This is a genomic window from Pseudomonas sp. BF-R-24 (genome assembly GCF_019947335.1).
Classification (GTDB): domain Bacteria; phylum Pseudomonadota; class Gammaproteobacteria; order Pseudomonadales; family Pseudomonadaceae; genus Aquipseudomonas; species Aquipseudomonas jessenii.
Genome location: NZ_JAGYGG010000017.1, coordinates 49275 through 70378, shown reverse-complemented (window position 1 = coordinate 70378; position 21104 = coordinate 49275). Strand labels below are relative to the sequence as shown.

Genomic DNA, 21104 nt, shown 5'->3' with positions numbered 1-21104 from the left:
AGTCTATGAGTAGGCTGCCGGTTCGAGGCATGAACGCTTCGATCGGCCGGGAAGATTTGCCCCACCTGCCGCATGGGACTATTGAGGAGCTCGCATGACCAAACAAAACGCCTTTACCCGGGAAGATCTGCTGCGCTGCAGTCGCGGTGAGCTGTTCGGCCCTGGTAACGCGCAACTGCCCGCCCCGAACATGCTGATGGTTGATCGCATCACCCTGATCAGCGAAGAAGGTGGCAAGTACGGCAAAGGTGAATTGGTCGCCGAGCTGGATATCAATCCGGACCTGTGGTTCTTCGCCTGCCACTTCGAAGGCGATCCGGTGATGCCGGGCTGCCTGGGCCTCGACGCCATGTGGCAACTGGTCGGTTTCTTCCTGGGCTGGCAAGGCCTGCCGGGCCGTGGCCGTGCGCTGGGTTCGGGCGAAGTGAAATTCTTCGGCCAGGTCCTGCCGACCGCCAAGAAAGTCACCTATAACATTCATATCAAGCGCGTCCTCAAGGGCAAGCTGAACCTGGCCATCGCCGACGGTTCGGTCACTGTCGACGGTCGCGAAATCTACACCGCCGAAGGCCTCCGGGTCGGCGTGTTCACCTCCACTGACAACTTCTAAGGGTTATCCGCATGCGCCGCGTCGTTATCACTGGTCTGGGCATCGTTTCTTGCCTGGGCAATGACAAAGAGACCGTCTCCGCTAACCTGCGTGCAAGCCGCCCTGGCATCCGGTTCAACCCGGAATATGCCGAAATGGGTCTGCGTAGCCAGGTTTCCGGCTCCATTGACCTCAACCTTGAAGAACTGATCGATCGCAAGATCTATCGCTTCGTCGGCCACGCGGCAGCTTATGCCTACCTGGCCATGAAAGACGCCATCACTGACTCCGGCCTGACCGAAGAGCAGGTTTCCAACCCGCGTACCGGCCTGATCGCCGGTTCCGGAGGTGCATCGACCTTGAACCAGATGGAAGCGCTGGACATCCTGCGCGAGAAAGGCGTCAAGCGCGTCGGCCCATACCGCGTAACGCGGACCATGAGCAGCACCGTTTCCGCTTGCCTGGCCACTCCGTTCAAGATCAAGGGCCTGAACTACTCCATCGCTTCTGCCTGCGCCACCAGTGCTCACTGCATCGGTACCGCCATGGAACAGATCCAGATGGGCAAGCAGGACATCGTCTTCGCCGGCGGCGGTGAAGAAGAGCACTGGAGCCAGTCGTTCCTGTTCGACGCCATGGGCGCCCTGTCCAGCAAGCGCAACGACACCCCGGAAAAAGCTTCCCGTGCCTACGACGCAGACCGTGACGGTTTCGTCATCGCCGGCGGTGGCGGCATGGTCGTGGTTGAAGAGCTGGAACACGCTCTGGCCCGCGGCGCGAAGATCTACGCGGAAATCGTTGGCTATGGCGCGACCTCCGACGGCTACGACATGGTTGCCCCGAGCGGCGAAGGCGCGATCCGCTGCATGCAGCAGGCGCTGTCCACCGTCGACACCCCGATCGACTACCTGAACACCCACGGCACTTCGACCCCGGTCGGCGACGTCGCGGAAATGAAAGGCGTGCGTGAAGTGTTCGGCGACAAGGCTCCGGCCATCAGCTCCACCAAGAGCCTGTCGGGTCACTCCCTGGGCGCTGCCGGCGTTCACGAAGCGATCTACTGCATGCTGATGATGGAAGGCAACTTCATTGCCGGCTCCGCCAACATCGACGAGCTGGACCCTGAAGTGGCCGACCTGCCGGTGCTGACCAAGACCCGCGAAAACGCCACCATCAACACCGTGATGAGCAACAGCTTCGGTTTCGGTGGCACCAACGCCACTTTGGTACTGAAGCGCTGGGAAGGTAAGTAATTTCCCGCTGCTGAGTCGCACATGAAAACGCCCCGACTGGTTCGGGGCGTTTTTTTTGGCCTCAAAGAATTCGACACCACAACCATTGTGGGAGCGAGCTTGCGCGCGATGAGGGAGTGTCAATCGACATCATTGCTGTCTGCCCCACCGCCATCGCGAGCAAGCTCGCTCCCACAGTTTCAGTGCTCGACACTGGATTTGTGGTGCCTTCAACATGAAACGTTTGTCATGAAACTTAACGCCCTGCGACTGAATATCGCGGATTCCGTGGGCTGCAGGACTGTTTCCATTTTTGCAAAAAACCCTTACCAAACTCAGTTATTTACTTAGCAAGCTAACAAAACATATAACAGAGTCCTGCACACGCCTTGCTGCAGATAACAGAGATTGGAGCTAGCAGATGACTGTAAAAGTAACTGAACGCGACGATTCACATAAATCCCACGAGGGTGTAGCCGCCGGTATCCGGATCTGGGACGTGCATCAACAAGACCTGCTGGTCGGGATGTTCCACTCCGAGATCGACGCGCAAAACTACAGGGCCGAACTGGAAATGCTCGAGCGCAACCGCGAGCTCGCAACCGGTTGAAGACAGACTCCACCACCGTGCAGCCTGCCCCTTCCCGCACGGGCAGGCTGCAACCGGAGCACGCGGCTCAGGCAATCTGAACGGCCGCCAAATGAAGGGAGTCGTCGATCACCACCGAAGGAACAACACCGACGATCCAGCCCGCCTCAAGTTTCACCACCTCGCACTCACCATCGCCCATGCCGTCATTGCGGACGGCAAACTGAAGCGAAGATAGATGACGCTTGCCGTAATCGAAGTCCATGCCACAGGCAATCAGAAAATCGATTTTTGCCCCCGCCAGCTCAACCTCCTTGTCGCGTTCACCGTCTTTCAACACCGCATAATCGAGGCACAAGTTGATGCCGAATGGGCAACCCATTACAAGACTATTAATAAATATTCCTTCGTAGCCACCAAAGTAACTGTGCTCGGCCTGTACACTACTGACCTTCTTTACGCGTACCACAACCTCATCGAACAACTTGAAAAACCAGTACCTGTCTTCCGAGCCTACATGTCTTCCAAAATCGATTCCTGACACATAACGCTTCGGCCACATCGACATCAGCGGCATGTCGACCTCATATTCCTTATTGGAAATTGTGAGCACATAATTAATCACATCGTAATAGCTCGACTCCCCCTCTCCCACCTTGATCAGCGTCGCACAACTTCCCGCCAATAAAACGATCTTGCCGTAGCGCTGCACTGGCAGATCACTTATCAACAGCGTCACACACTCGGTCACCTTCGTCAGATAAGCAGAGTTCAGTTCGTGAAGCTCCTGTTCATTACGGACTTCGTGCCAGGGAATGTTCCAGAAAAACTCAGGCAGGGTTACGAAAACGCACGCGGGCCTGCCGTGATCGTCGCGAGCAGCTTTCGCAGCGATCTTGATCTTTCGGCGCACAAGCTCCGCTCGTGCGACAAGCTCGTCGTCCAGATAATCGTGAATGGATTGATCGGGTTGTCGCGGCTGTGAAAGCTGCGATTTAAAAGTGGGTTGGCGTAACGAGGCGATACTTACCAGCATTGACAATATCCTTATTCATTTAATTTCATTCCATTAGTTCTCCCCCCTGAGAATATTTCGGGCAAAAGAAAACCCGAGAGATCGTATCGACGCGATCTTTCGGGTTCAATTCATTAATCCAGCAATGTACTAACAAACATGTAATGGAAGAGGAGCGATTACCACATCAGATCATCAGGGATCTTGTAGGCTGCATACGGATCGTCCTCGACGCTAACTTCTTCGGTCTGCACATTCAGCTGCACGATGCGTTGCGGGTCCCGCTCCTGAATCTTCAATGCCGCCTCGCGCGGAATCACTTCGTAGCCGCCAGCGTGATGCACGATGGCCAGCGAACCGCTGCTGAGCTTGTTGCGCATCAGCGTGTTGACGCAGATGCGCTTGACCTTTTTGTCGTCGACGAAGTTGTAGTAATCCTCGGTCGTCAATTTCGGCAGGCGCGAGACTTCGATCAATTGCTTGACCTGCGCGGCACGGGCCTTGGCCTCAGCCTTTTCCTGCTGCTGGCGGTTGAGCTCCTGGTCGCGCTTGACCTTCTCGGCCATGGCTTCCTGTGCCGCGCGCTGCTGGGAGTCATCCAGCTCGATCTGGCCTTTGTGGGCCAGGCGTTGCTGTTTCTGCTTGTCTTTGCTGACCTGCTTGGCCTGCTTCTGGTTGACCAGCCCTGCTTTGAGCAACTGGTCGCGAAGGGAAATGCTCATGGTGCTTATTACTCACTTAGGCCACTGCTCAACCGCAGCTGGGCAAATTCTTTTCCTGACGTTTGGCTTCGCCCCACAAGGCGTCCAACTCTTCGAGGGTGCAATCTTCCATGGGACGGCGGGTGTCGCGCAATGCCTGTTCGATAAAACGAAAGCGTCTTTCAAACTTGCCGTTGGCACTCCGCAGTGCGGTTTCCGGATCAACTTTGAGATGCCGCGCCAGATTCACCACGGAGAACAGTAGGTCACCGATCTCTTCGGCCACGGCCTCGGGATCATTTTCCGACATGGCTTCGAGGACTTCATCGAGCTCTTCACGCACTTTGTCGAGCACCGGCAAGGCGTCCGGCCAGTCGAACCCGACCTGCCCCGCGCGCTTTTGCAATTTCGCCGAACGTGACAACGCCGGCAATGCAGCGGGGACGTCATCGAGCAATGACAGCTGTTCGGGCGCGCAGGACTTCTCTGCGCGCTCCTCGGCCTTGATCTCTTCCCAGCGCTGCTTGACCTGCTCTTCGCTGAGGCGCGGGACATCCAGCGGTGCATAGAGGTCGCCCGTAGGGAACACATGGGGGTGACGACGGATCAGCTTGCGGGTGATGCTGTCGACCACACCTTCAAACTCGAAGCGCCCTTCTTCCCGGGCCAACTGGCTGTAATACACCACCTGGAACAACAAGTCGCCGAGCTCCCCCTGCAAGTGATCGAAGTCACCGCGCTCAATGGCGTCGGCGACTTCGTAGGCTTCTTCCAGAGTGTGGGGGACGATGGTCGCGTAAGTTTGCTTGATGTCCCACGGGCAACCGTACTGCGGGTCGCGCAGGCGATTCATCAGGTGAAGCAGGTCTTCAAGGCTGTACATCATTTATGTCTCACCACAAAACCATTGTGGGAGCGGGCTTGCTCGCGAAAGCGGTAGACCAGGCAACATTGATGTCGACTGACACCCCCTCTTCGCGAGCAAGCCCGCTCCCACATTGAGTTGACGTCGATCTTCACGGCGTCCGGTTACGCCGGGTTTCGATGATGTTCGGCAACTGGGAAATCCGCCCCAGCAACCGCCCCAATGCATCCAGCCCCGGAATCTCGATGGTCAGGGACATCAGCGCGGTGTTGTCCTCCTTGTTCGAGCGGGTGTTGACCGCCAGCACGTTGATCCGCTCATTGAGCAAAACCTGCGAGACGTCACGCAGCAACCCGGAACGGTCGTAGGCGCGGATGATGATGTCCACCGGATAGGTGAGCACCGGTACCGGGCCCCAGCTGACCTGGATGATCCGCTCCGGCTCCCGCCCACTCAGTTGCAGCACCGAGGCGCAGTCCTGGCGGTGAATGCTCACGCCGCGGCCCTGGGTGATGTAACCGACGATGGCATCACCCGGCAATGGCTGGCAGCAGCCGGCCATCTGGGTCATCAGGTTGCCGACGCCCTGGATCTGGATGTCGCCGCGCTTGCCCGGTTTGTAGCCGGTGGCCTTGCGAGGTATGAGTTCAAGCTGTTCGTTGCCACGCTCCGGCTCGACCAGTTGCTGCGCCAGGTTGACCAGTTGCGCCAGGCGCAAATCCCCGGCGCCGAGGGCGGCGAACAGGTCTTCGGCGGTCTTCATGTTGGCCTTGTCGGCCAGCTTGTCGAAATCCACCGCCGGCAGGCCGAGGCGATTGAGCTCGCGCTCGAGCAAGGTTTTACCGGCCGCGACGTTCTGGTCGCGAGCCTGCAACTTGAACCAGTGAACGATCTTCGCCCGTGCCCGCGACGTAGTGACATAACCCAGGTTCGGGTTCAGCCAGTCACGGCTCGGGGTGCCGTGCTTGCTGGTGATGATCTCGACCTGTTCACCGGTTTGCAGGCTGTAGTTGAGCGGTACGATGCGCCCGTTGATCTTGGCGCCACGGCAGTTGTGACCGATTTCGGTGTGTACGCGGTAGGCGAAGTCCAGCGGGGTCGCGCCCTTCGGCAAGTCGATGGCGTGACCGTCCGGGGTGAAGATGTAGACCCGGTCAGGTTCGATATCGACCCGCAGCTGTTCCGCCAGGCCACCGATGTCGCCCAGCTCTTCGTGCCATTCGAGCACCTGACGCAGCCAGGAGATTTTCTCTTCGTAGTGATTGGAACCGGATTTGACGTCGGTGCCTTTGTACTTCCAGTGGGCGCATACCCCCAGCTCGGCCTCTTCGTGCATGGCGTGGGTGCGGATCTGCACTTCCAGTACCTTGCCCTCGGGCCCGATCACCGCCGTGTGCAGCGAGCGGTAGCCGTTTTCCTTGGGGTTGGCGATGTAGTCGTCGAACTCTTTCGGGATATGCCGCCACAGAGTGTGGACGATGCCGAGCGCGGTGTAGCAGTCGCGCATTTCCGGCACCAGCACGCGAACGGCACGCACGTCGTAGATCTGGCTGAACTCCAGACCCTTGCGCTGCATTTTGCGCCAGATCGAATAGATGTGTTTGGCCCGGCCGCTGATGTCGGCATCGACGCCGGTGGCCTGCAGTTCGTTTTTCAGCTGGCTCATCACGTCGCTGATGAAACGCTCGCGATCCAGGCGCCGCTCATGGAGTAACTTGGCGATCTGCTTGTACTGGTCCGGTTCAAGGTAACGGAAGGACAAGTCTTCCAGTTCCCACTTGATATGACCGATACCCAGACGATGGGCCAATGGCGCGTAGATGTCGAAGACTTCACGGGCCACACGGTTGCGTTTTTCGTCGTCGGCGGTTTTCACCGCACGGATCGCGCACGTGCGTTCGGCCAGTTTGATCAGGGCGACGCGAACGTCGTCAACCATGGCCACCAGCATCTTGCGCAGGTTTTCCACCTGGCCCTGGGTGCCCAGCACCAGGGATTTTCGCGGACTCAGGCTGTCGCTGATCGCGGCCATGCGCTGCACGCCGTCGATGAGCTTGGACACCACCGGACCGAAGCGCTGGCTGACGGCCGGCAACTTGATCTGGCCTTCGCGCACGCCTCGATACAGGATCGCGGCGACCAAAGAGTCCTGGTCGAGTTTGAGATCGGCGAGGATCTCGGCGATCTCAAGCCCTGTACGGAAAGTCGAGTTACCTTCCGACCACAGATTCTGTGCCGCATTGGCTTGTTGTTCGGCCTCGCGAGCGTACTCGCAGGCCTCTTTCAAGGCTTCGCGATCCAGTGCCAGATCGACACTTACCGCGTGATCGAGCCAAGCCTCGAGATTGATACTGCCGTCGGTGTTGATCGGCTGGTGTGCTCTCACCTGTACCATCTTGCTTACCTTCCCTACGACGCAGATTCAATGCGTCAAATCGCTGACCTTCGTTGCCGGTGCGCCCACGTCGGGCTGGGTGCGCGGCTGCACGGGCGGACCAGTCGGACCAGACGAGCATCCTAGCTCGCTTCAAATAACGCCATGGCCTCGACATGTGCCGTTTGAGGAAACATATCGAGAATCCCGGCACGTTTTAACCGGTAGCCCTGCTTGATCAATTCGACCGTGTCGCGCGCCAGAGTTGCAGGGTTGCACGACACATACACCAAACGTTCGGCGCCCAGGCTCCTGAGCTTGCGCACAACCTCGAAAGCACCGTCACGCGGTGGGTCCAAGAGTACCGCACAAAAGCCTTCGGCGGCCCATTCGGCGTCCGTCAAAGGCTGGGATAAATCGGCCTGAAAAAACTTCGCGTTATGCAGATTATTGCTGGCCGCATTCGCCGCGGCCCGATCGACCATCACCTGCACGCCTTCGACCGCCACCACTTCACGAGCGGCCTTGGCCAGCGGCAAGGCAAAGTTGCCCAGGCCACAGAACAGATCGAGTACGCGCTCATCCGCTGTCGGCTTCAGCCAGTCCAGCGCCTGGGCGACCATCGCTTCGTTGACGGCGGCGTTGACCTGGATGAAGTCCCCGGGACGATACGCCAGCTCCAGGTCCCACTGTTCAAGACGATAGCCCAACGACTGATCAGCCTCGACCGGTTGCGGTTCGCCATCGCCATGCAGCCACAACTGGGCTTCGTGGAACGCGCAGAATTCCTTGAGGATCGTCAGGTCGGCATCGGACAACGGCGCCATGTGCCGCAGTAAAACCGCCAGCGTCGAGCCGCTGAACAACTCCACATGCCCGAGTGCCTGGGGTTTGCTCAAGCGCCGCAGCATCTCCGGCAAGCGGGCCATGATCGGTTGCAAGGGCTGTACCAGCACCGGGCAGTCATCGATGCCCACGATGTCCTGGCTGCCAGCGGCACGGAAACCGACTTCGAGTTTTTTTGCCTTCATGTCCCAGCGCACCGCGACGCGGGCGCGACGGCGGTAAGCGAACTCCGCACCGCTCAATGGCGCTGCCCACTCATCGGGTTCGACGCCCGCGACTCTCGACAACTGCTCGGCGAGCATGCGCTGTTTCAGGGCAAGCTGTTCGTTGTGGGGCAGATGCTGCACGCTGCAACCGCCACAGCGGCCGGCATGGGCGCACGGTGCAGGGCGGCGTAATTCGCTGGCCTTGAACACCCGTTCGGTGCGCGCCTCGACCACCTTGCCGTGGGCACCGAGGACGCGCGCCTCGATCTCTTCACCGGCCAATGCGCCGATGACGAACCAGGTGCGACCTTCGAAAAACGCGATACCGCGACCGTCATTGGCCAGGCGCTCGATGGTCAGCCGCTGCTTTTTGCCGGTCGGGACTTGCGGGGCCTTGCTGCCGCCGGTGGGCTGGAAGCGCAGGCCTCTTTCATGTTTGGCCATCAGTTGGGCGCGTCGAAAATGCCGGTCGACAAGTAACGGTCGCCACGGTCGCAGATGATCGCGACGATCACCGCGTTTTCCACTTCTTTGGACAGGCGCAGCATTGCCGCCACGGCACCGCCCGAGGACACGCCACAGAAAATGCCTTCTTCGCGGGCCAGACGACGGGTCACGTCTTCGGCTTCGCTTTGCGCCATGTCGACGATCCGGTCCACGCGGTCAGCCTGGTAGATCTTCGGCAGGTATTCCTGGGGCCAGCGGCGGATCCCCGGGATCGCCGAGCCTTCCATCGGTTGCAGGCCGATGATCTGCACGTTGTCGTTCTGCTCTTTCAAGTAGCGCGACACACCCATGATGGTACCGGTGGTGCCCATGGAGCTGACGAAATGGGTGATGGTGCCCTGGGTCTGGCGCCAGATTTCCGGGCCGGTGGTGGTGTAGTGCGCCTCGGGGTTGTCACCGTTGGCGAACTGATCCAGTACCTTGCCCTGGCCTTCGGCTTCCATCTTCTGCGCGAGGTCACGGGCGCCTTCCATACCCTGCTCCTGGCTGACCAGAATCAGCTCGGCGCCATAGGCCGTCATGGCTGCCTTGCGCTCCGCGCTGGAGTTGTCGGGCATGATCAGGATCATCTTGTAACCCTTGATCGCAGCGGCCATGGCCAGGGCGATCCCGGTGTTGCCCGAGGTCGCCTCGATCAGCGTATCACCGGCGTGGATCTGCCCGCGCAACTCGGCGCGGGTGATCATCGACAGCGCCGGACGGTCCTTGACCGAACCCGCCGGGTTGTTCCCTTCGAGCTTGAGCAAAAGGGTATTGCTGGTGGCGCCGGGCAGGCGCTGCAAACGGACCAGCGGAGTGTTGCCGACGCAATCGGCGATGGTTGGGTACTGCAAGGTCATGGCGTATTCGCAATCCAGACTGCGGGGGCGACTATCATACCGGCAAACGTTCCCAGGCCATATCACGCAAAGTGCGGTGCTTATGGTTTATGGGAATAAGGGCGAATTTGGCGATGAATGGGAGGATCTGGTCGCAGCTTTCCGACCCGCCTTGAAAAACGCGGGGTAAGGTAAGAAATCGCTGTCAGAAAACGCAATTTACTGTAGGAAAATAGAATGAATTCATCGGAAGTTTCCTGCACCTCATAACGACATGCATGAACTAGTGCCCCCCCCGAAGCAGCAGATAATCTTTTTCAATGCTCAGTCAAACAAGATGTCTGCCTGAGCATAGGGTGCCGGGCAACGCAGCAACTCGTTTGCGATGCCGACGCCTTAAAGTTTTTCCAAGCTGGATTTATATCAAGGAAGAAAACAAATGAAGACTTTACTTGCCCTACCCTTCGCTGCTCTGATATTTGCGACCGGCCAAGCTTCTGCTGCATGCATTTACATTCAAAACACTTATAGCGGAATTGTGCCTGCCGACTCTGACGTTATCGTACAAGGCCCCTTTACCATCACTGGCGCAAATGGATGCCGACAAGCAAATATCACTTCTACCATTACGGCCTTGGGAGTGGGTTCCCCTCCGAGCCTTGTAATTGAAAAACTGGATGGCTCAACCTGGAAGCAGGTTGACGGAGGTAATCGCAGCACTGCTTCGACACTTGGGCCACTAGGTACATATAGGGTTCGTCATGTAAATAATCATAACGTGGCCAGAGGATATTCCGGCACTACGCGTTATGGTCGATAAACAGTAAGCCTGCCAATGCCCGCCTGCTCCACGGCGGGCATTGGCAGGTCAGGCTTGGATGCTGACCGAAAGGTCACTTTGAGCCGAGTTCGCAAAATAAGAGAGCGCCCCCAAGACATGGTTCGCTTGAATCAAGCCCTTGGTTATTCTATGAAAACCTTCCGCGTGCGTTTCACCATCCGCCAGCCTGTCTTCAAGCATCTGATTGAACATGGCTATTGCATTGAATTTAACATCCGTTCCCGTTGGACGACCAGCTTCATCATAGGCCATCCTGCCGGAAGTAAAAAAGTGCGCCACATCGTCACCTAACAGGCCATGTTCAAAAAGCAAAGAACCTGCCATTGCAAGTTCATAGGTACTGACTGACGTGAAATCATACCCCTTCAATGAGTTTTTCAGCTCTTCAAGTGAAAGCTTGCCATTTAGTTTTAGCGCATCAACGGCATCATCGGCGCTCCCCTTTGTGTAGCTGTTGGCTGTTTCGAGAGGATTCTTGACAAAATAGGCATCTGCCTTCATCGACAAGGCCGGATAATTAATATTCATCGACATCTCCTTGGCTTTTTTATTCTCAAATCAGATATCGCCACTCAACTTTAAACCTTGAGGGTTTTATCCAAGGAATACCCTGTGAAGATGTTGCGAATTATCTCAAAACAAAAATCTGAATATCGCCCGTTAAACCGGCGACGTATGAACCAACAACCGCATATTCATCCGCAAACCGCTCCCGGTGTTCTGCGCCCAAAGCTGTCCGCCCTGACGCTGCACCGCGTTTCGGGCGATGCTCAAGCCCAACCCAAATCCACCATCCCCCGGCCGCGAACCGTCGAGTCGGGTGAACGGCAGGAAGATCCGCTCCAGATCAGCTTCCGCCACGCCGCCGCCCTGATCCTCCAGCCATAGATGCCAGAAATCTCCATCACGCCGGCCGCCGAGCAGGACAACCCCACCATCAGGTGAATGCCGAATCGCATTGCGCAGAATGTTTTCCAATGCCTGGGCCAGGGTGTTGAGATGACCGCGAACCCAACAGGATGAATCTACGGTGCATTGCAACTGCGTATCGGGCCAACCACTTTCATAGCAGGCGTTCTCCGTGAGCATTTCCCACAGGGCCTGGATCTGGATCGCTTCGTCAGGCAATCGGGTGCGCTCGGTATCGAGCCACGCCAGTTGCAGCGTGTCTTCCACCAGGCGCTGCATGCCATCGACTTCACGGCCGATGCGTTCGCGCAATGGCTCCAGCCCCTGCTCGCTTTCACTGGCCACCCGCAGGCGGCTCAAGGGCGTGCGCAATTCGTGGGACAAGTCGCGCAGCAGTTGCTGCTGCAAGGCCACAGTGCTTTGCAGGCGCTCGGACATGTGATCGAACGCCCTGCCCAACTCGCCCAATTCATCGGAACGATTGGTGGTGCGGCTCGACAGGCGCACATTCAGTTGGTCGGCACGCCAGGCATTGGCCTGTTCACGCAGACTGTTGAGCGGCACCACCAACAAACGATACAGCCCGACGCACAACAGCAAGGTGAACAATCCCGGAATCACGCCGTTGGTGATCACCCGCCAGAACACCCGGTAACGCCCGGGTACGAAGCGCTTGGGCAACTCGATCACCAGGCTGCCGACGGAGGGGTCACCGGGAAACGGTATGCGCATCCACGGCCGGCCTTTCTTGTGGATGGGCCAATCGAGGCCGCGCAAAAAAGTCAGGCGTTCAACTTCCTTGTCCGTCAGCGATTGGTTGCTCAAGGACTGCAAATCACCGCCGATGACACCGACCCAGCCTTTTTCCCGCTGATGCATGCCTTGCAGCCAGTCATCGATACCGGCGCTCTGACGCTGCTGCCATGCCTGCTCGGCTTCGGCGGCATAACCGGACAGGGTGCCGCGGGCCTCATCGGAGAGAAACTGGTTACGCTGCTCCATGTAACGGCCCCAGGACCAACTCAGCCAGATCATCAGCAGACAGAAAGCGACCAATAGACAGGCCAGTTTCCAGAACAGTGAATGCCTGCCCGGCAAGTTACATGTCATCGGCGGCGCTCAGGATGTAGCCCTTGCCCCAAACCGTACGCACTTCGCGCTCGGTATATCCAATGGCCTTGAGCTTGCGGCGAATCTGGCTGATGTGCATGTCCAGGCTGCGGTCATGGGCCGCGTAACCGCGCTGCAGCACCTGTTGATAAAGAAAGGCTTTGCTCAGTACTTCGTCGGCGCTGCGGTGCAGCGTCTCCAGCAACCGATACTCGCTGCGGGTCAGGCCACCGGCCTGTTCGCCATAAAAGACCTCGAAGCTTTCATCGTCGAAACGCAGGCTGTCCATCGACGGGGCCGGCACTGCGGGTGCCGGTCGGCGGTCGAGTGCCACCCGCCGCAGAATGGCTTCGATGCGCACCCGCAACTCCACCATGCTGAAGGGCTTTGGCAGGTAATCATCAGCCCCCAGGCGAAAGCCGCTGATGCGATCGGCCTCGGCACCGAGGGCCGACATCAGCAACACTGGGGTGGAATGACTCTGGCGCAATTGGGTCAGTACCGCCAGGCCGTCCATGCCGGGCAGCAGAATATCCATCAACACCACGTCGAATGGTTGCCGGCGGGCAATGTCCAGGCCTTCCTGACCGTTCTGGCACCAGGTCACCTGGAACCCGCTGCGGTCCAGATGTTCATGAACGTAGGCTCCGAGCACAAGGTCGTCTTCGATGGACAGGATTCGGGGAAGGCCGGCAGTGATGGGAGTCATAATTATCTGCAAATAATTCTCAGTTGAGTGATTATTCAAGATTGCCTCGCCAGGGGCAACCCACCGTTTGTCCGTATTGACAATGAGTCGTCTGGACCGACGAATAACGGCACCATTTTTACGAAGATTGCCCGCGAGCAAATCGCTACACTGCGCAAGTGGTGCATGGCGGATGCATGTGCAGGCCTATGAATAGCGGGATGCAGGAGAGATGCGTGCTCAAGAAACTGGGAATCAAAGGCCGCGTGCTGTTGCTGACCCTGTTGCCAACCAGCCTGATGGCGTTGGTGCTGGGGGGATATTTTACCTGGATGCAACAGGCTGACCTGCAAACCCAACTCATGCAGCGCGGCGAAATGATCGCCGAGCAGTTGGCTCCACTGACGGCGCCAGCCATGGGCCATCAGGACAACGAACTGCTCGAACGCATCGCCACCCAGGCCCTGGAACAAACCGACGTGCGGGCCGTGACCTTCCTGGCTCCTGACCGCACGCTGCTGGCCCACGCCGGCCCGACCATGCTCAACCAGACACCCTCCGGCAGTGGCACGCAGATGCTGCGCCGCAGTGGCAACGATGCGACCCGCTATCTGCTGCCGGTATTCGGCAAACACCGCAACCTGGCCGGGGACGTGATTCCCGAAGAAGCCGACCGCCTGCTGGGCTGGGTCGAGCTTGAACTGTCCCATAACAGCATGCTGTTGCGCGGTTACCGCAGCCTGTTCGCCAGCCTGATGTTAATCGCGGCGGGGCTCATAGGTGCGGCACTGCTGGCCTTGCGCATGGGTCGCACGATCAATCGGCCATTGAGCCAGATCAAGCAGGCCGTGGCTCAACTCAAGGACGGTCATCTGGAAACCCGCCTGCCGCCACTCGGCAGTCAGGAACTGGACGAGTTGGCCTCCGGCATCAACCGCATGGCCGGCACCCTGCAAAATGCGCAGGAAGAATTGCAGCACAGCATCGACCAGGCCACCGAAGACGTGCGCCAGAATCTGGAAACCATCGAGATCCAGAACATCGAACTGGACCTGGCGCGCAAGGAAGCCCTGGAAGCGAGCCGGATCAAGTCCGAATTCCTGGCCAACATGAGCCATGAAATCCGCACGCCGCTCAACGGCATTCTCGGCTTCACCCACCTGCTGCAAAAAAGCGAGCTCACCCCGCGCCAGCTCGACTACCTGGACACCATCGAAAAATCCGCCGACAGCCTGCTGGGCATCATCAACGAGATTCTCGACTTTTCGAAAATCGAGGCCGGCAAGCTGGTGCTCGACCATATTCCGTTCAACCTGCGCGACCTGCTACAGGACACCCTGACCATCCTCGCCCCGGCTGCCCACGCCAAGCAGCTGGAACTGGTGAGCCTGGTGTACCGGGACACGCCGCTGTCGCTGGTGGGCGACCCGCTGCGGCTCAAGCAGATCCTGACGAACCTGGTGAGCAATGCGATCAAGTTCACCCGCGAAGGCACCATCGTCGCCCGCGCCATGCTCGAAGAAGAACACGAAGACACCGTGCAGTTGCGCATCAGCATTCAGGACACCGGCATCGGTCTGTCGAACCAGGACGTACGCGCCCTGTTCCAGGCCTTCAGCCAGGCCGACAACTCGCTGTCGCGGCAACCCGGCGGTACTGGCCTGGGCCTGGTGATTTCCAAGCGCCTGATCGAACAGATGGGCGGTGAGATCGGCGTCGACAGCACGCCGGGGGAAGGGTCGGAATTCTGGATCAGCCTGAGCCTGCCAAAAACCCGCGACGATGCCGAAGACCTGCCCTCGGCACCCTTGCTCGGGCGACGGGTGGCGGTACTGGAAAACCACGAGCTGGCACGGCAGGCGTTGCAGCATCAACTGGAAGACTGCGGCCTCAGCACCACACCGTTCAATACCCTGGAAAGCCTGACCAATGGCGTCACCGCCGCCCACCAGACCGACCAGGCGATCGACCTCGCCGTACTCGGTATCACCAGTAACGACATGCCGCCGGAACGCCTCAACCAGCACATCTGGGACCTCGAGCATCTTGGCTGCAAAGTGCTGGTGCTGTGCCCGACCACGGAACAGACGCTGTTCCATCTTTCCGTGCCCAACCCCCACAGCCAGCTCCAGGCTAAACCGGCCTGCACCCGCAAGCTGCGACGCTCCCTGTCTGACCTGGTCAACCCGCGGTCTATGCGCAGCGAGCCGGGCGAACCGGTATCCAGCCGTGCCCCGAAGGTGCTTTGCGTCGACGACAATCCGGCCAACCTGATGCTGGTGCAAACCCTGCTCGAAGACATGGGCGCCAAGGTACTCGCGGTGGAAAGCGGTTATGCCGCCGTCAAGGCGGTGCAGAACGAGACATTCGATCTGGTGTTGATGGACGTGCAGATGCCCGGCATGGACGGTCGCCAGAGCACCGAGGCGATCCGCCAGTGGGAAAGCGAACGCCATTGCACGCCGCTGCCGATCGTGGCCCTCACTGCCCACGCCATGGCCAACGAAAAACGCGCGCTGCTGCAAAGCGGCATGGACGACTACCTGACCAAACCGATCAGCGAACGGCAATTGGCGCAAGTGGTGCTGAAGTGGAGCGGCCTGGCGCTGCGCAATCACAGCCCGGAGCGCTCCGGCGATGGGCATGCTGGCACCCATGACCTGTTGGTGCTCGACCACGAGGAAGGATTGCGCCTGGCTGCCGGCAAGGCCGATCTGGCCGCGGACATGCTGGCGATGCTGCTGGCGTCACTGGAGGCTGACCGCGAAGCCATCCGACTGGCTCGGCAAAGCAATGAACACAACGCTCTGGTCGAACGGGTCCATCGCCTGCATGGCGCGACGCGTTACTGCGGTGTACCGCAATTGCGTGCGGCCTGCCAACGCAGCGAAACCCTGCTCAAGCAGCAGGACCCGAAAGCCAGCCTGGCACTGGATGAGCTCGACCGGGCAATCAATCGCCTGGCAGCCCAGGCGCGCATCAATGCTTGATGCAGCGCAATCGCGAAGGGCTGCCGGCGAGTTAACCTGAGGACTGTCGAATGCCGGCTTGCTCAACGGCGCAGGCCACCTTCAAGGAGCACCGCATGCGTACGATTCTTTTCAGCAGCCAGAACTACGACCGCGACAGCTTTCTCGCGGCCGGGCAACCGGCCGGCATCGAGCTGCAATTTCAGACTGCGCGCCTGAGCCTCGACACGGTAGCGCTCGCCCAAGGGTATGAAGCGGTCTGCGCGTTCATCAATGATGACCTTGGCGCTGCGGTACTCGAGCGCCTGGCCGCTGGAGGCACACGCCTGATCGCCCTGCGCTCGGCCGGTTACAACCATGTCGACTTGCCGACAGCAAAACGCCTGGGACTGGCCATCGTGCGTGTCCCGGCCTATTCGCCCCACGCCGTTGCCGAACATGCAGTAGCGCTGATCCTCGCACTCAACCGCCGTTTGCCCCGCGCCTACAACCGCACTCGCGAAGGGGATTTCAGACTACAAGGGCTGACCGGATTCGATCTGGTGGGCAAGACCGTCGGCGTGGTCGGCACCGGTCAGATTGGTGCCACCTTCGCCAAAATCATGAGTGGATTTGGCTGCCGGTTGCTGGCCTATGACCCCTACCCCGACCCGCAGGTCGAAGCCCTCGGCGCTCGCTACCTGAGCCTGCCGCAATTGCTGGCCGAATCGCAGATCATCAGCCTGCACTGCCCGCTCAACGAGCAGAGCAAGCACTTGATCAACCGCGAGTCCCTGGCGCACATGCAACCGGGCGCGATGTTGATCAATACCGGACGTGGCGGCCTGGTGGACACCCCGGCACTGATCGATGCCCTGAAAGACGGTCGCCTGGGTTACCTGGGGCTGGATGTGTATGAGGAGGAAGCGCAGTTGTTCTTCGAGGACCGCTCCGACCTGCCGCTGCAAGACGATGTGCTGGCCAGGCTGCTGACCTTCCCCAACGTGATCGTCACCGCACACCAGGCCTTCCTGACCCGCGAAGCGCTGGACGCGATTGCCGCCACAACATTACACAACATTGCAGCCTGGACGGCGGGCACCCCGGAAAACCTGGTGACGGGAGACTGAAACGGATCGAAGGTCATCTACCTGCGCGATGCGGCGTACAAGCCCGTGCTAGCATATCGCGCATATTTGGAGGACCCATGGTCGAACACGATTTCCGCTACAGCCTGATGAACCCGCAACACACCCTCACTGAATGCCGCGCCCTGGTGCCGGGGCGCTATCAAGTCACTGGCAACGGTGGTTCGATTCGCAACAATGACGTGCTGGTTGTGACCCTCAAGGGTGCCAAGGATTTGTCCATGCGCCTGACCGTCGAAACGGTTCGCCACCTGATCAACCCGCCCGGCCAATGGGTCGCGGTAGCCAGTGGCCCGGTGTTCGGCGAACTGGCCATCCACACCTGGCAAGTGAACTGTGACAGCTGTGCCAAAGAGCTGAGCTTCGAGTTTGCCGTCGATGCCAAGCTGGGCAACAAGGCCGAAAAGCCTGCCGCCACCGCGCGGATCGCCGAGCTGGGCTGGACCAGCGTTGGCGAGAAACACCTGTGCCCGACATGCCAGGAGCCTGCGTGATGAAAGGCCTCGCTCTGACCGCCATGGTCGGTGCCGGCCTGCTGGGCTGCGCCGCCGAGCCGGTGCAACTGCAACAGAACCGCAGCTACATTCTGGAGTGGATCGGCGAGCGGCCGTTGATGGACTACAGCCACCTGACCGTCACCCTCGACGAAGACGGCCGGGCCTACGGCAATGGCGGCTGCAACCACTGGTTTGCGCCGTACACCCTCGATGGCGACAAACTGACCTTCGGCAAAATCGGCAGCACCCGCAAATTGTGCGCGCCAGCACTGATGGAACAGGAAAAACGCTTCCTTCAGGCCCTGGAAAACGTCCAGCGCTGGGACGTCTCCCCGATCGAGCAGATACGCTTCTGGCCAGCCGAAGGCAAGCCGTTGCGTTGGTGGCTCGAGGAGGGTTGATCGCCCTTTCAGCGCGGTGAAACCTGTGGCGAGGGGGCAAGCCCCCTCCCCACAAAAAGCCCCTGACCACAATGAAAACGATCATCTGATCAATTCTTCGCCTGCAACGCCTCAAGCTTCGCCATCACCCCCGCCGCCGTCTGTTCACCCATCAACTGCTCACGCACCTTGCCCTTGTTATCGACGATGTAGGTCACCGGCAATGCTTCGCTGCGCGGCAGCTCGAACAGTTCGGAAGGGTCCTGGGCCAGCACGGTGAACCTGATCCCAAGTTTCTCGCTCGCGTCCTTCAGCTCTTGCCCCTGGACATTGTCGAAGTTGACCCCGAACACACCGATTTTCTTGTCCTTGAGCTGCTCAGCCAAGGCATTCAACTCCGGTATCTCGGTACGGCAAGGCCCGCACCATTCTGCCCAGTAGTTGAGGACCAGCCATTTGCCGTCCAGTCGGTCGGCGGCGATCTTGTGGCCGTCCTGGTCGATGCCATAGTCATTACCGCAGCCCCCCAGCATCAACGCTCCGATGATCGCCAATGCTGCTGCCAGTCGCCTTGTCATGTCGTGTTCCTTGTCAAAAATTGAATGCACCTGCGACCCATCGCCTCTTACGGTTCTGGATTGCGCGCTGCACAGTTAGAATAGCCGCCACCTTACGCAAGATGCGACCCGCTCATGACCGATCTGACGCTTTATCACAATCCGCGCTGCTCGAAATCCCGCGGTGCGCTCGAACTGCTTGAAGCCCGTGGCCTGACCCCGACCGTGGTCCGCTACCTGGAAACCCCGCTGGACGCCGCGCAGATCCAGAGCCTGCTGGGTAAACTCGGGATCAGCGCCCGGCAACTGCTGCGCACCGGCGAGGACGAGTACAAGACCCTTGACCTGGCCGACAGCAGCCTGAGCGAAGCGCAATTGATCTCTGCCATCGCCGCCCACCCGAAACTGATGGAACGACCGATTCTCGAAGTCGGCAACAAGGCCATCATCGGCCGCCCACCGGAGCAGATCCTGGAACTGTTGCCATGAGTGCACCGTACATTCTGGTTCTGTACTACAGCCGCAGCGGCTCGACCAACGAAATGGCCCGGCAGATCGCCCGTGGTGTCGAACAGGCCGGGCTTGAGGCCCGCCTGCGCACGGTGCCGGCGATTTCCAGCGAGTGCGAAGCCGTTTCGCCGGAGATTCCCGACGAAGGCGCGCTGTATGCCAGCCTCGACGACCTGAAGAACTGTGCCGGCCTGGCACTCGGCAGTCCGACCCGCTTCGGCAACATGGCGGCACCACTGAAGTATTTCCTCGACGGCACCAGCAACCTGTGGCTGACCGGCGCCCTGGTGGGAAAACCGGCGGGCGTGTTCACCTCCACCGCGAGCCTGCACGGCGGCCAGGAGACCACGCTGCTGTCGATGATGCTGCCGTTGCTGCACCACGGCATGCTGATCACCGGCCTGCCCTACAGCGAGTCGGCACTGCTGGAAACCCAGGGCGGCGGTACGCCATACGGCGCCAGCCACCACGCCGGCGCCGACGGCAAAAGCGGTCTGGATGCCCATGAAGTGGCGTTGTGTCGCGCGCTGGGTCTGCGCCTGGCCAAGACCGCACAGAAACTGGAGAGCTGAGGTGGCGAAGAAGCCGAAGATCCTGCCCGCCCTCGAATGGCTCGAACCACGCGTCAAGGCGATGCGCGTCATCAGCCTGCTGTGCTTTTTCGGCCTGGTGGGACTGCTGTGTGTTTACTACCTGGCGATTGCCGATCTGCATGGGGCACGCCCCTGGGTGATCCTGTTGATCGAACTGGTGCCACTGCTGATTCTGGCACCGGGGATGATCGTCGGCAGCCCTCGCGGGCATTCGTGGATGTGCTTTGTGGTGAACCTGTACTTCATCAAGGGCGCATTGGCCGCCTATGACCCGAACCGGCAAGTCTTCGGCTTGCTGGAGATGGGCGCGAGTCTGGCGGTGTTTTGCTCGGCGTTGTTGTATGTGCGCTGGCGGTATCAGTTGAATCGCAAGCTGGCTGGCGAGGGCGAGATTTCTATCGCCTGACCTGACGCCTTCGCGAGCAAGCCCGCTCCCACATTTGAAATGCGATCAAATGTGGGAGCGGGCTTGCTCGCGAATGAGGCGACTCGGTGTTAATGATTGACGGTATAAGCCAACATCATCGAAATCTGGCTCATCGGCCGCCCGCCGCTTTCCTCATGCCACTGATTGAACACGTCCTGCACCAACGCCAGGTCGCGCAGACTGCTCGGCACCTTGTCGATGATGTCCTGCGCATTCAGCGCCGCCACCACGTCATAGCTCGGTACAAAGGTGTCCTTGCCGATCATCCGCAAGAAGCGCGGGGCTGACAGCCCGCCCAACTGATGTCCACGTTTTTTCAGGAAGGTCCAGAGCCCGACGATATCGGTCACCGGCCAGTCGGCGATGAGCGTGCCGAAGCTGCCCTTTTCATGGGCCACGTCCAGTATGAACTGCGCATTGCGCGGCACGCTCTTGAGCTTGCCCAGGTGACGGATGATCCGCGTGTCCTGCATCAGGCGCTCAAGGTGCTCGGCGCTCATCAGCACGACTTTTTCCGGGTCGAACCTGAAGAACACTTCTTCGAAGGCCGGCCACTTGGCATCCACCAGGCTGTGCTTGAGCCCGGCGCGGAACACCCGTAGCGCCATCGTCGAGAGGTAGCGATCGTCGCTGATCTTGCGCAGTTGCGCGGGAGTCTTGGGAACGGGCAGATGGGCTTCCAGTTCAGCCGCCGAACCGAAGCGGTTCAAGCAGTACTCATTCAGCCACTTGTAATCGCGCATGCCCTCTCCTG

At 59.5% G+C, this 21104-nt stretch carries 21 protein-coding genes; 10 read left to right on the top strand and 11 right to left on the bottom strand.

The window, feature by feature from the left end; genetic code table 11:
• Positions 1–94: 94 nt before the first annotated feature.
• The 3 genes from fabA to KGA98_RS15425 all read left to right on the top strand — a co-directional run bounded on the left by fabA (position 95) and on the right by KGA98_RS15425 (position 2431).
• Positions 95–610, top strand: coding sequence for a 3-hydroxyacyl-[acyl-carrier-protein] dehydratase FabA (fabA, locus tag KGA98_RS15435; RefSeq protein WP_003227150.1), 516 nt, complete (start codon positions 95–97; stop codon positions 608–610).
• Between the two features lie 11 nt (positions 611–621).
• The gene (gene fabB / locus KGA98_RS15430) at positions 622–1842 is read left to right on the top strand and encodes a beta-ketoacyl-ACP synthase I (protein ID WP_007974551.1); all 1221 of its coding nucleotides are present in this window, start codon (positions 622–624) and stop codon (positions 1840–1842) included.
• A gap of 400 nt (positions 1843–2242) precedes the next feature.
• On the top strand, positions 2243–2431 hold the full coding sequence (locus KGA98_RS15425; RefSeq protein WP_057713661.1) for a hypothetical protein: 189 nt from the start codon (positions 2243–2245) through the stop codon (positions 2429–2431).
• 67 nt (positions 2432–2498) lie between these two features.
• Here the strand turns inward: KGA98_RS15425 and KGA98_RS15420 are convergent, their stop codons facing one another.
• The 9 genes from KGA98_RS15420 to KGA98_RS15380 all read right to left on the bottom strand — a co-directional run bounded on the left by KGA98_RS15420 (position 2499) and on the right by KGA98_RS15380 (position 13311).
• Positions 2499–3446 carry a hypothetical protein gene (locus tag KGA98_RS15420; protein ID WP_223502731.1) on the bottom strand — a complete coding sequence of 316 codons (948 nt, stop codon included), beginning with the start codon at positions 3444–3446 and terminating at the stop codon, positions 2499–2501.
• Between the two features lie 158 nt (positions 3447–3604).
• Positions 3605–4147: a DUF2058 domain-containing protein gene (locus KGA98_RS15415; RefSeq protein ID WP_008051468.1), complete on the bottom strand. Its 543-nt coding sequence runs from the start codon at positions 4145–4147 to the stop codon at positions 3605–3607.
• Positions 4148–4175: 28 nt separating this feature from the next.
• The gene (gene mazG, locus KGA98_RS15410) at positions 4176–5009 is read right to left on the bottom strand and encodes a nucleoside triphosphate pyrophosphohydrolase (RefSeq protein ID WP_218494360.1); all 834 of its coding nucleotides are present in this window, start codon (positions 5007–5009) and stop codon (positions 4176–4178) included.
• A gap of 133 nt (positions 5010–5142) precedes the next feature.
• Positions 5143–7386, bottom strand: coding sequence for a GTP diphosphokinase (gene relA, locus KGA98_RS15405; RefSeq protein WP_090457279.1), 2244 nt, complete (start codon positions 7384–7386; stop codon positions 5143–5145).
• A 122-nt stretch (positions 7387–7508) separates the two neighbouring features.
• A complete protein-coding gene (gene rlmD / locus KGA98_RS15400) occupies positions 7509–8861 on the bottom strand; it encodes a 23S rRNA (uracil(1939)-C(5))-methyltransferase RlmD (RefSeq protein ID WP_057713656.1) in 1353 nt (450 codons plus the stop codon).
• On the bottom strand, positions 8861–9763 hold the full coding sequence (cysM, locus tag KGA98_RS15395) for a cysteine synthase CysM (RefSeq protein WP_057713655.1): 903 nt from the start codon (positions 9761–9763) through the stop codon (positions 8861–8863). Before cysM ends, rlmD begins: the two co-directional genes overlap by 1 nt.
• A gap of 847 nt (positions 9764–10610) precedes the next feature.
• A complete protein-coding gene (locus tag KGA98_RS15390; RefSeq protein ID WP_223502730.1) occupies positions 10611–11111 on the bottom strand; it encodes a hypothetical protein in 501 nt (166 codons plus the stop codon).
• A gap of 132 nt (positions 11112–11243) precedes the next feature.
• A complete protein-coding gene (locus KGA98_RS15385; protein WP_154860361.1) occupies positions 11244–12602 on the bottom strand; it encodes a sensor histidine kinase in 1359 nt (452 codons plus the stop codon).
• Positions 12592–13311 (bottom strand): response regulator transcription factor, encoded by a 720-nt coding sequence (locus KGA98_RS15380; protein ID WP_090457285.1) that lies wholly within the window; start codon positions 13309–13311, stop codon positions 12592–12594. The genes KGA98_RS15385 and KGA98_RS15380 overlap by 11 nt, the downstream gene beginning before the upstream one ends.
• Positions 13312–13526: 215 nt before the next feature.
• On the opposite strand from KGA98_RS15380, the gene KGA98_RS15375 reads away from it, so the two are divergent.
• The 4 genes from KGA98_RS15375 (at position 13527) to KGA98_RS15360 (ending at position 18284) form a co-directional block, all read left to right on the top strand.
• The gene (locus tag KGA98_RS15375; RefSeq protein ID WP_223502729.1) at positions 13527–16280 is read left to right on the top strand and encodes a response regulator; all 2754 of its coding nucleotides are present in this window, start codon (positions 13527–13529) and stop codon (positions 16278–16280) included.
• Between the two features lie 95 nt (positions 16281–16375).
• Entirely contained in the window at positions 16376–17368 is a 993-nt protein-coding gene (locus KGA98_RS15370; protein WP_057713651.1) for a 2-hydroxyacid dehydrogenase, read from the top strand.
• 77 nt (positions 17369–17445) lie between these two features.
• Positions 17446–17880 carry a hypothetical protein gene (locus KGA98_RS15365; RefSeq protein WP_223502728.1) on the top strand — a complete coding sequence of 145 codons (435 nt, stop codon included), beginning with the start codon at positions 17446–17448 and terminating at the stop codon, positions 17878–17880.
• Entirely contained in the window at positions 17880–18284 is a 405-nt protein-coding gene (locus tag KGA98_RS15360) for an META domain-containing protein (RefSeq protein WP_057713650.1), read from the top strand. The genes KGA98_RS15365 and KGA98_RS15360 overlap by 1 nt, the downstream gene beginning before the upstream one ends.
• An 89-nt stretch (positions 18285–18373) precedes the next feature.
• Here KGA98_RS15360 and KGA98_RS15355 read toward each other — a convergent pair whose 3' ends face one another.
• On the bottom strand, positions 18374–18841 hold the full coding sequence (locus tag KGA98_RS15355; RefSeq protein WP_154860364.1) for a TlpA disulfide reductase family protein: 468 nt from the start codon (positions 18839–18841) through the stop codon (positions 18374–18376).
• Positions 18842–18955: 114 nt separating this feature from the next.
• Here KGA98_RS15355 and arsC point away from each other — a divergent pair, with 114 nt between their 5' ends.
• Genes arsC through KGA98_RS15340 form a run of 3 tightly spaced genes read left to right on the top strand, consistent with a single transcriptional unit; the run spans position 18956 to position 20329 of the window.
• The gene (gene arsC / locus KGA98_RS15350; RefSeq protein WP_102669950.1) at positions 18956–19309 is read left to right on the top strand and encodes an arsenate reductase (glutaredoxin); all 354 of its coding nucleotides are present in this window, start codon (positions 18956–18958) and stop codon (positions 19307–19309) included.
• Positions 19306–19902, top strand: coding sequence for an NAD(P)H:quinone oxidoreductase (wrbA, locus tag KGA98_RS15345; protein WP_057713647.1), 597 nt, complete (start codon positions 19306–19308; stop codon positions 19900–19902). The genes arsC and wrbA overlap by 4 nt, the downstream gene beginning before the upstream one ends.
• A 1-nt stretch (position 19903) precedes the next feature.
• Entirely contained in the window at positions 19904–20329 is a 426-nt protein-coding gene (locus KGA98_RS15340; RefSeq protein WP_223502727.1) for a DUF2069 domain-containing protein, read from the top strand.
• Positions 20330–20418: 89 nt separating this feature from the next.
• Here the strand turns inward: KGA98_RS15340 and KGA98_RS15335 are convergent, their stop codons facing one another.
• Positions 20419–21093: a DNA-3-methyladenine glycosylase I gene (locus KGA98_RS15335; protein ID WP_223502726.1), complete on the bottom strand. Its 675-nt coding sequence runs from the start codon at positions 21091–21093 to the stop codon at positions 20419–20421.
• Positions 21094–21104 lie beyond the last annotated feature (11 nt).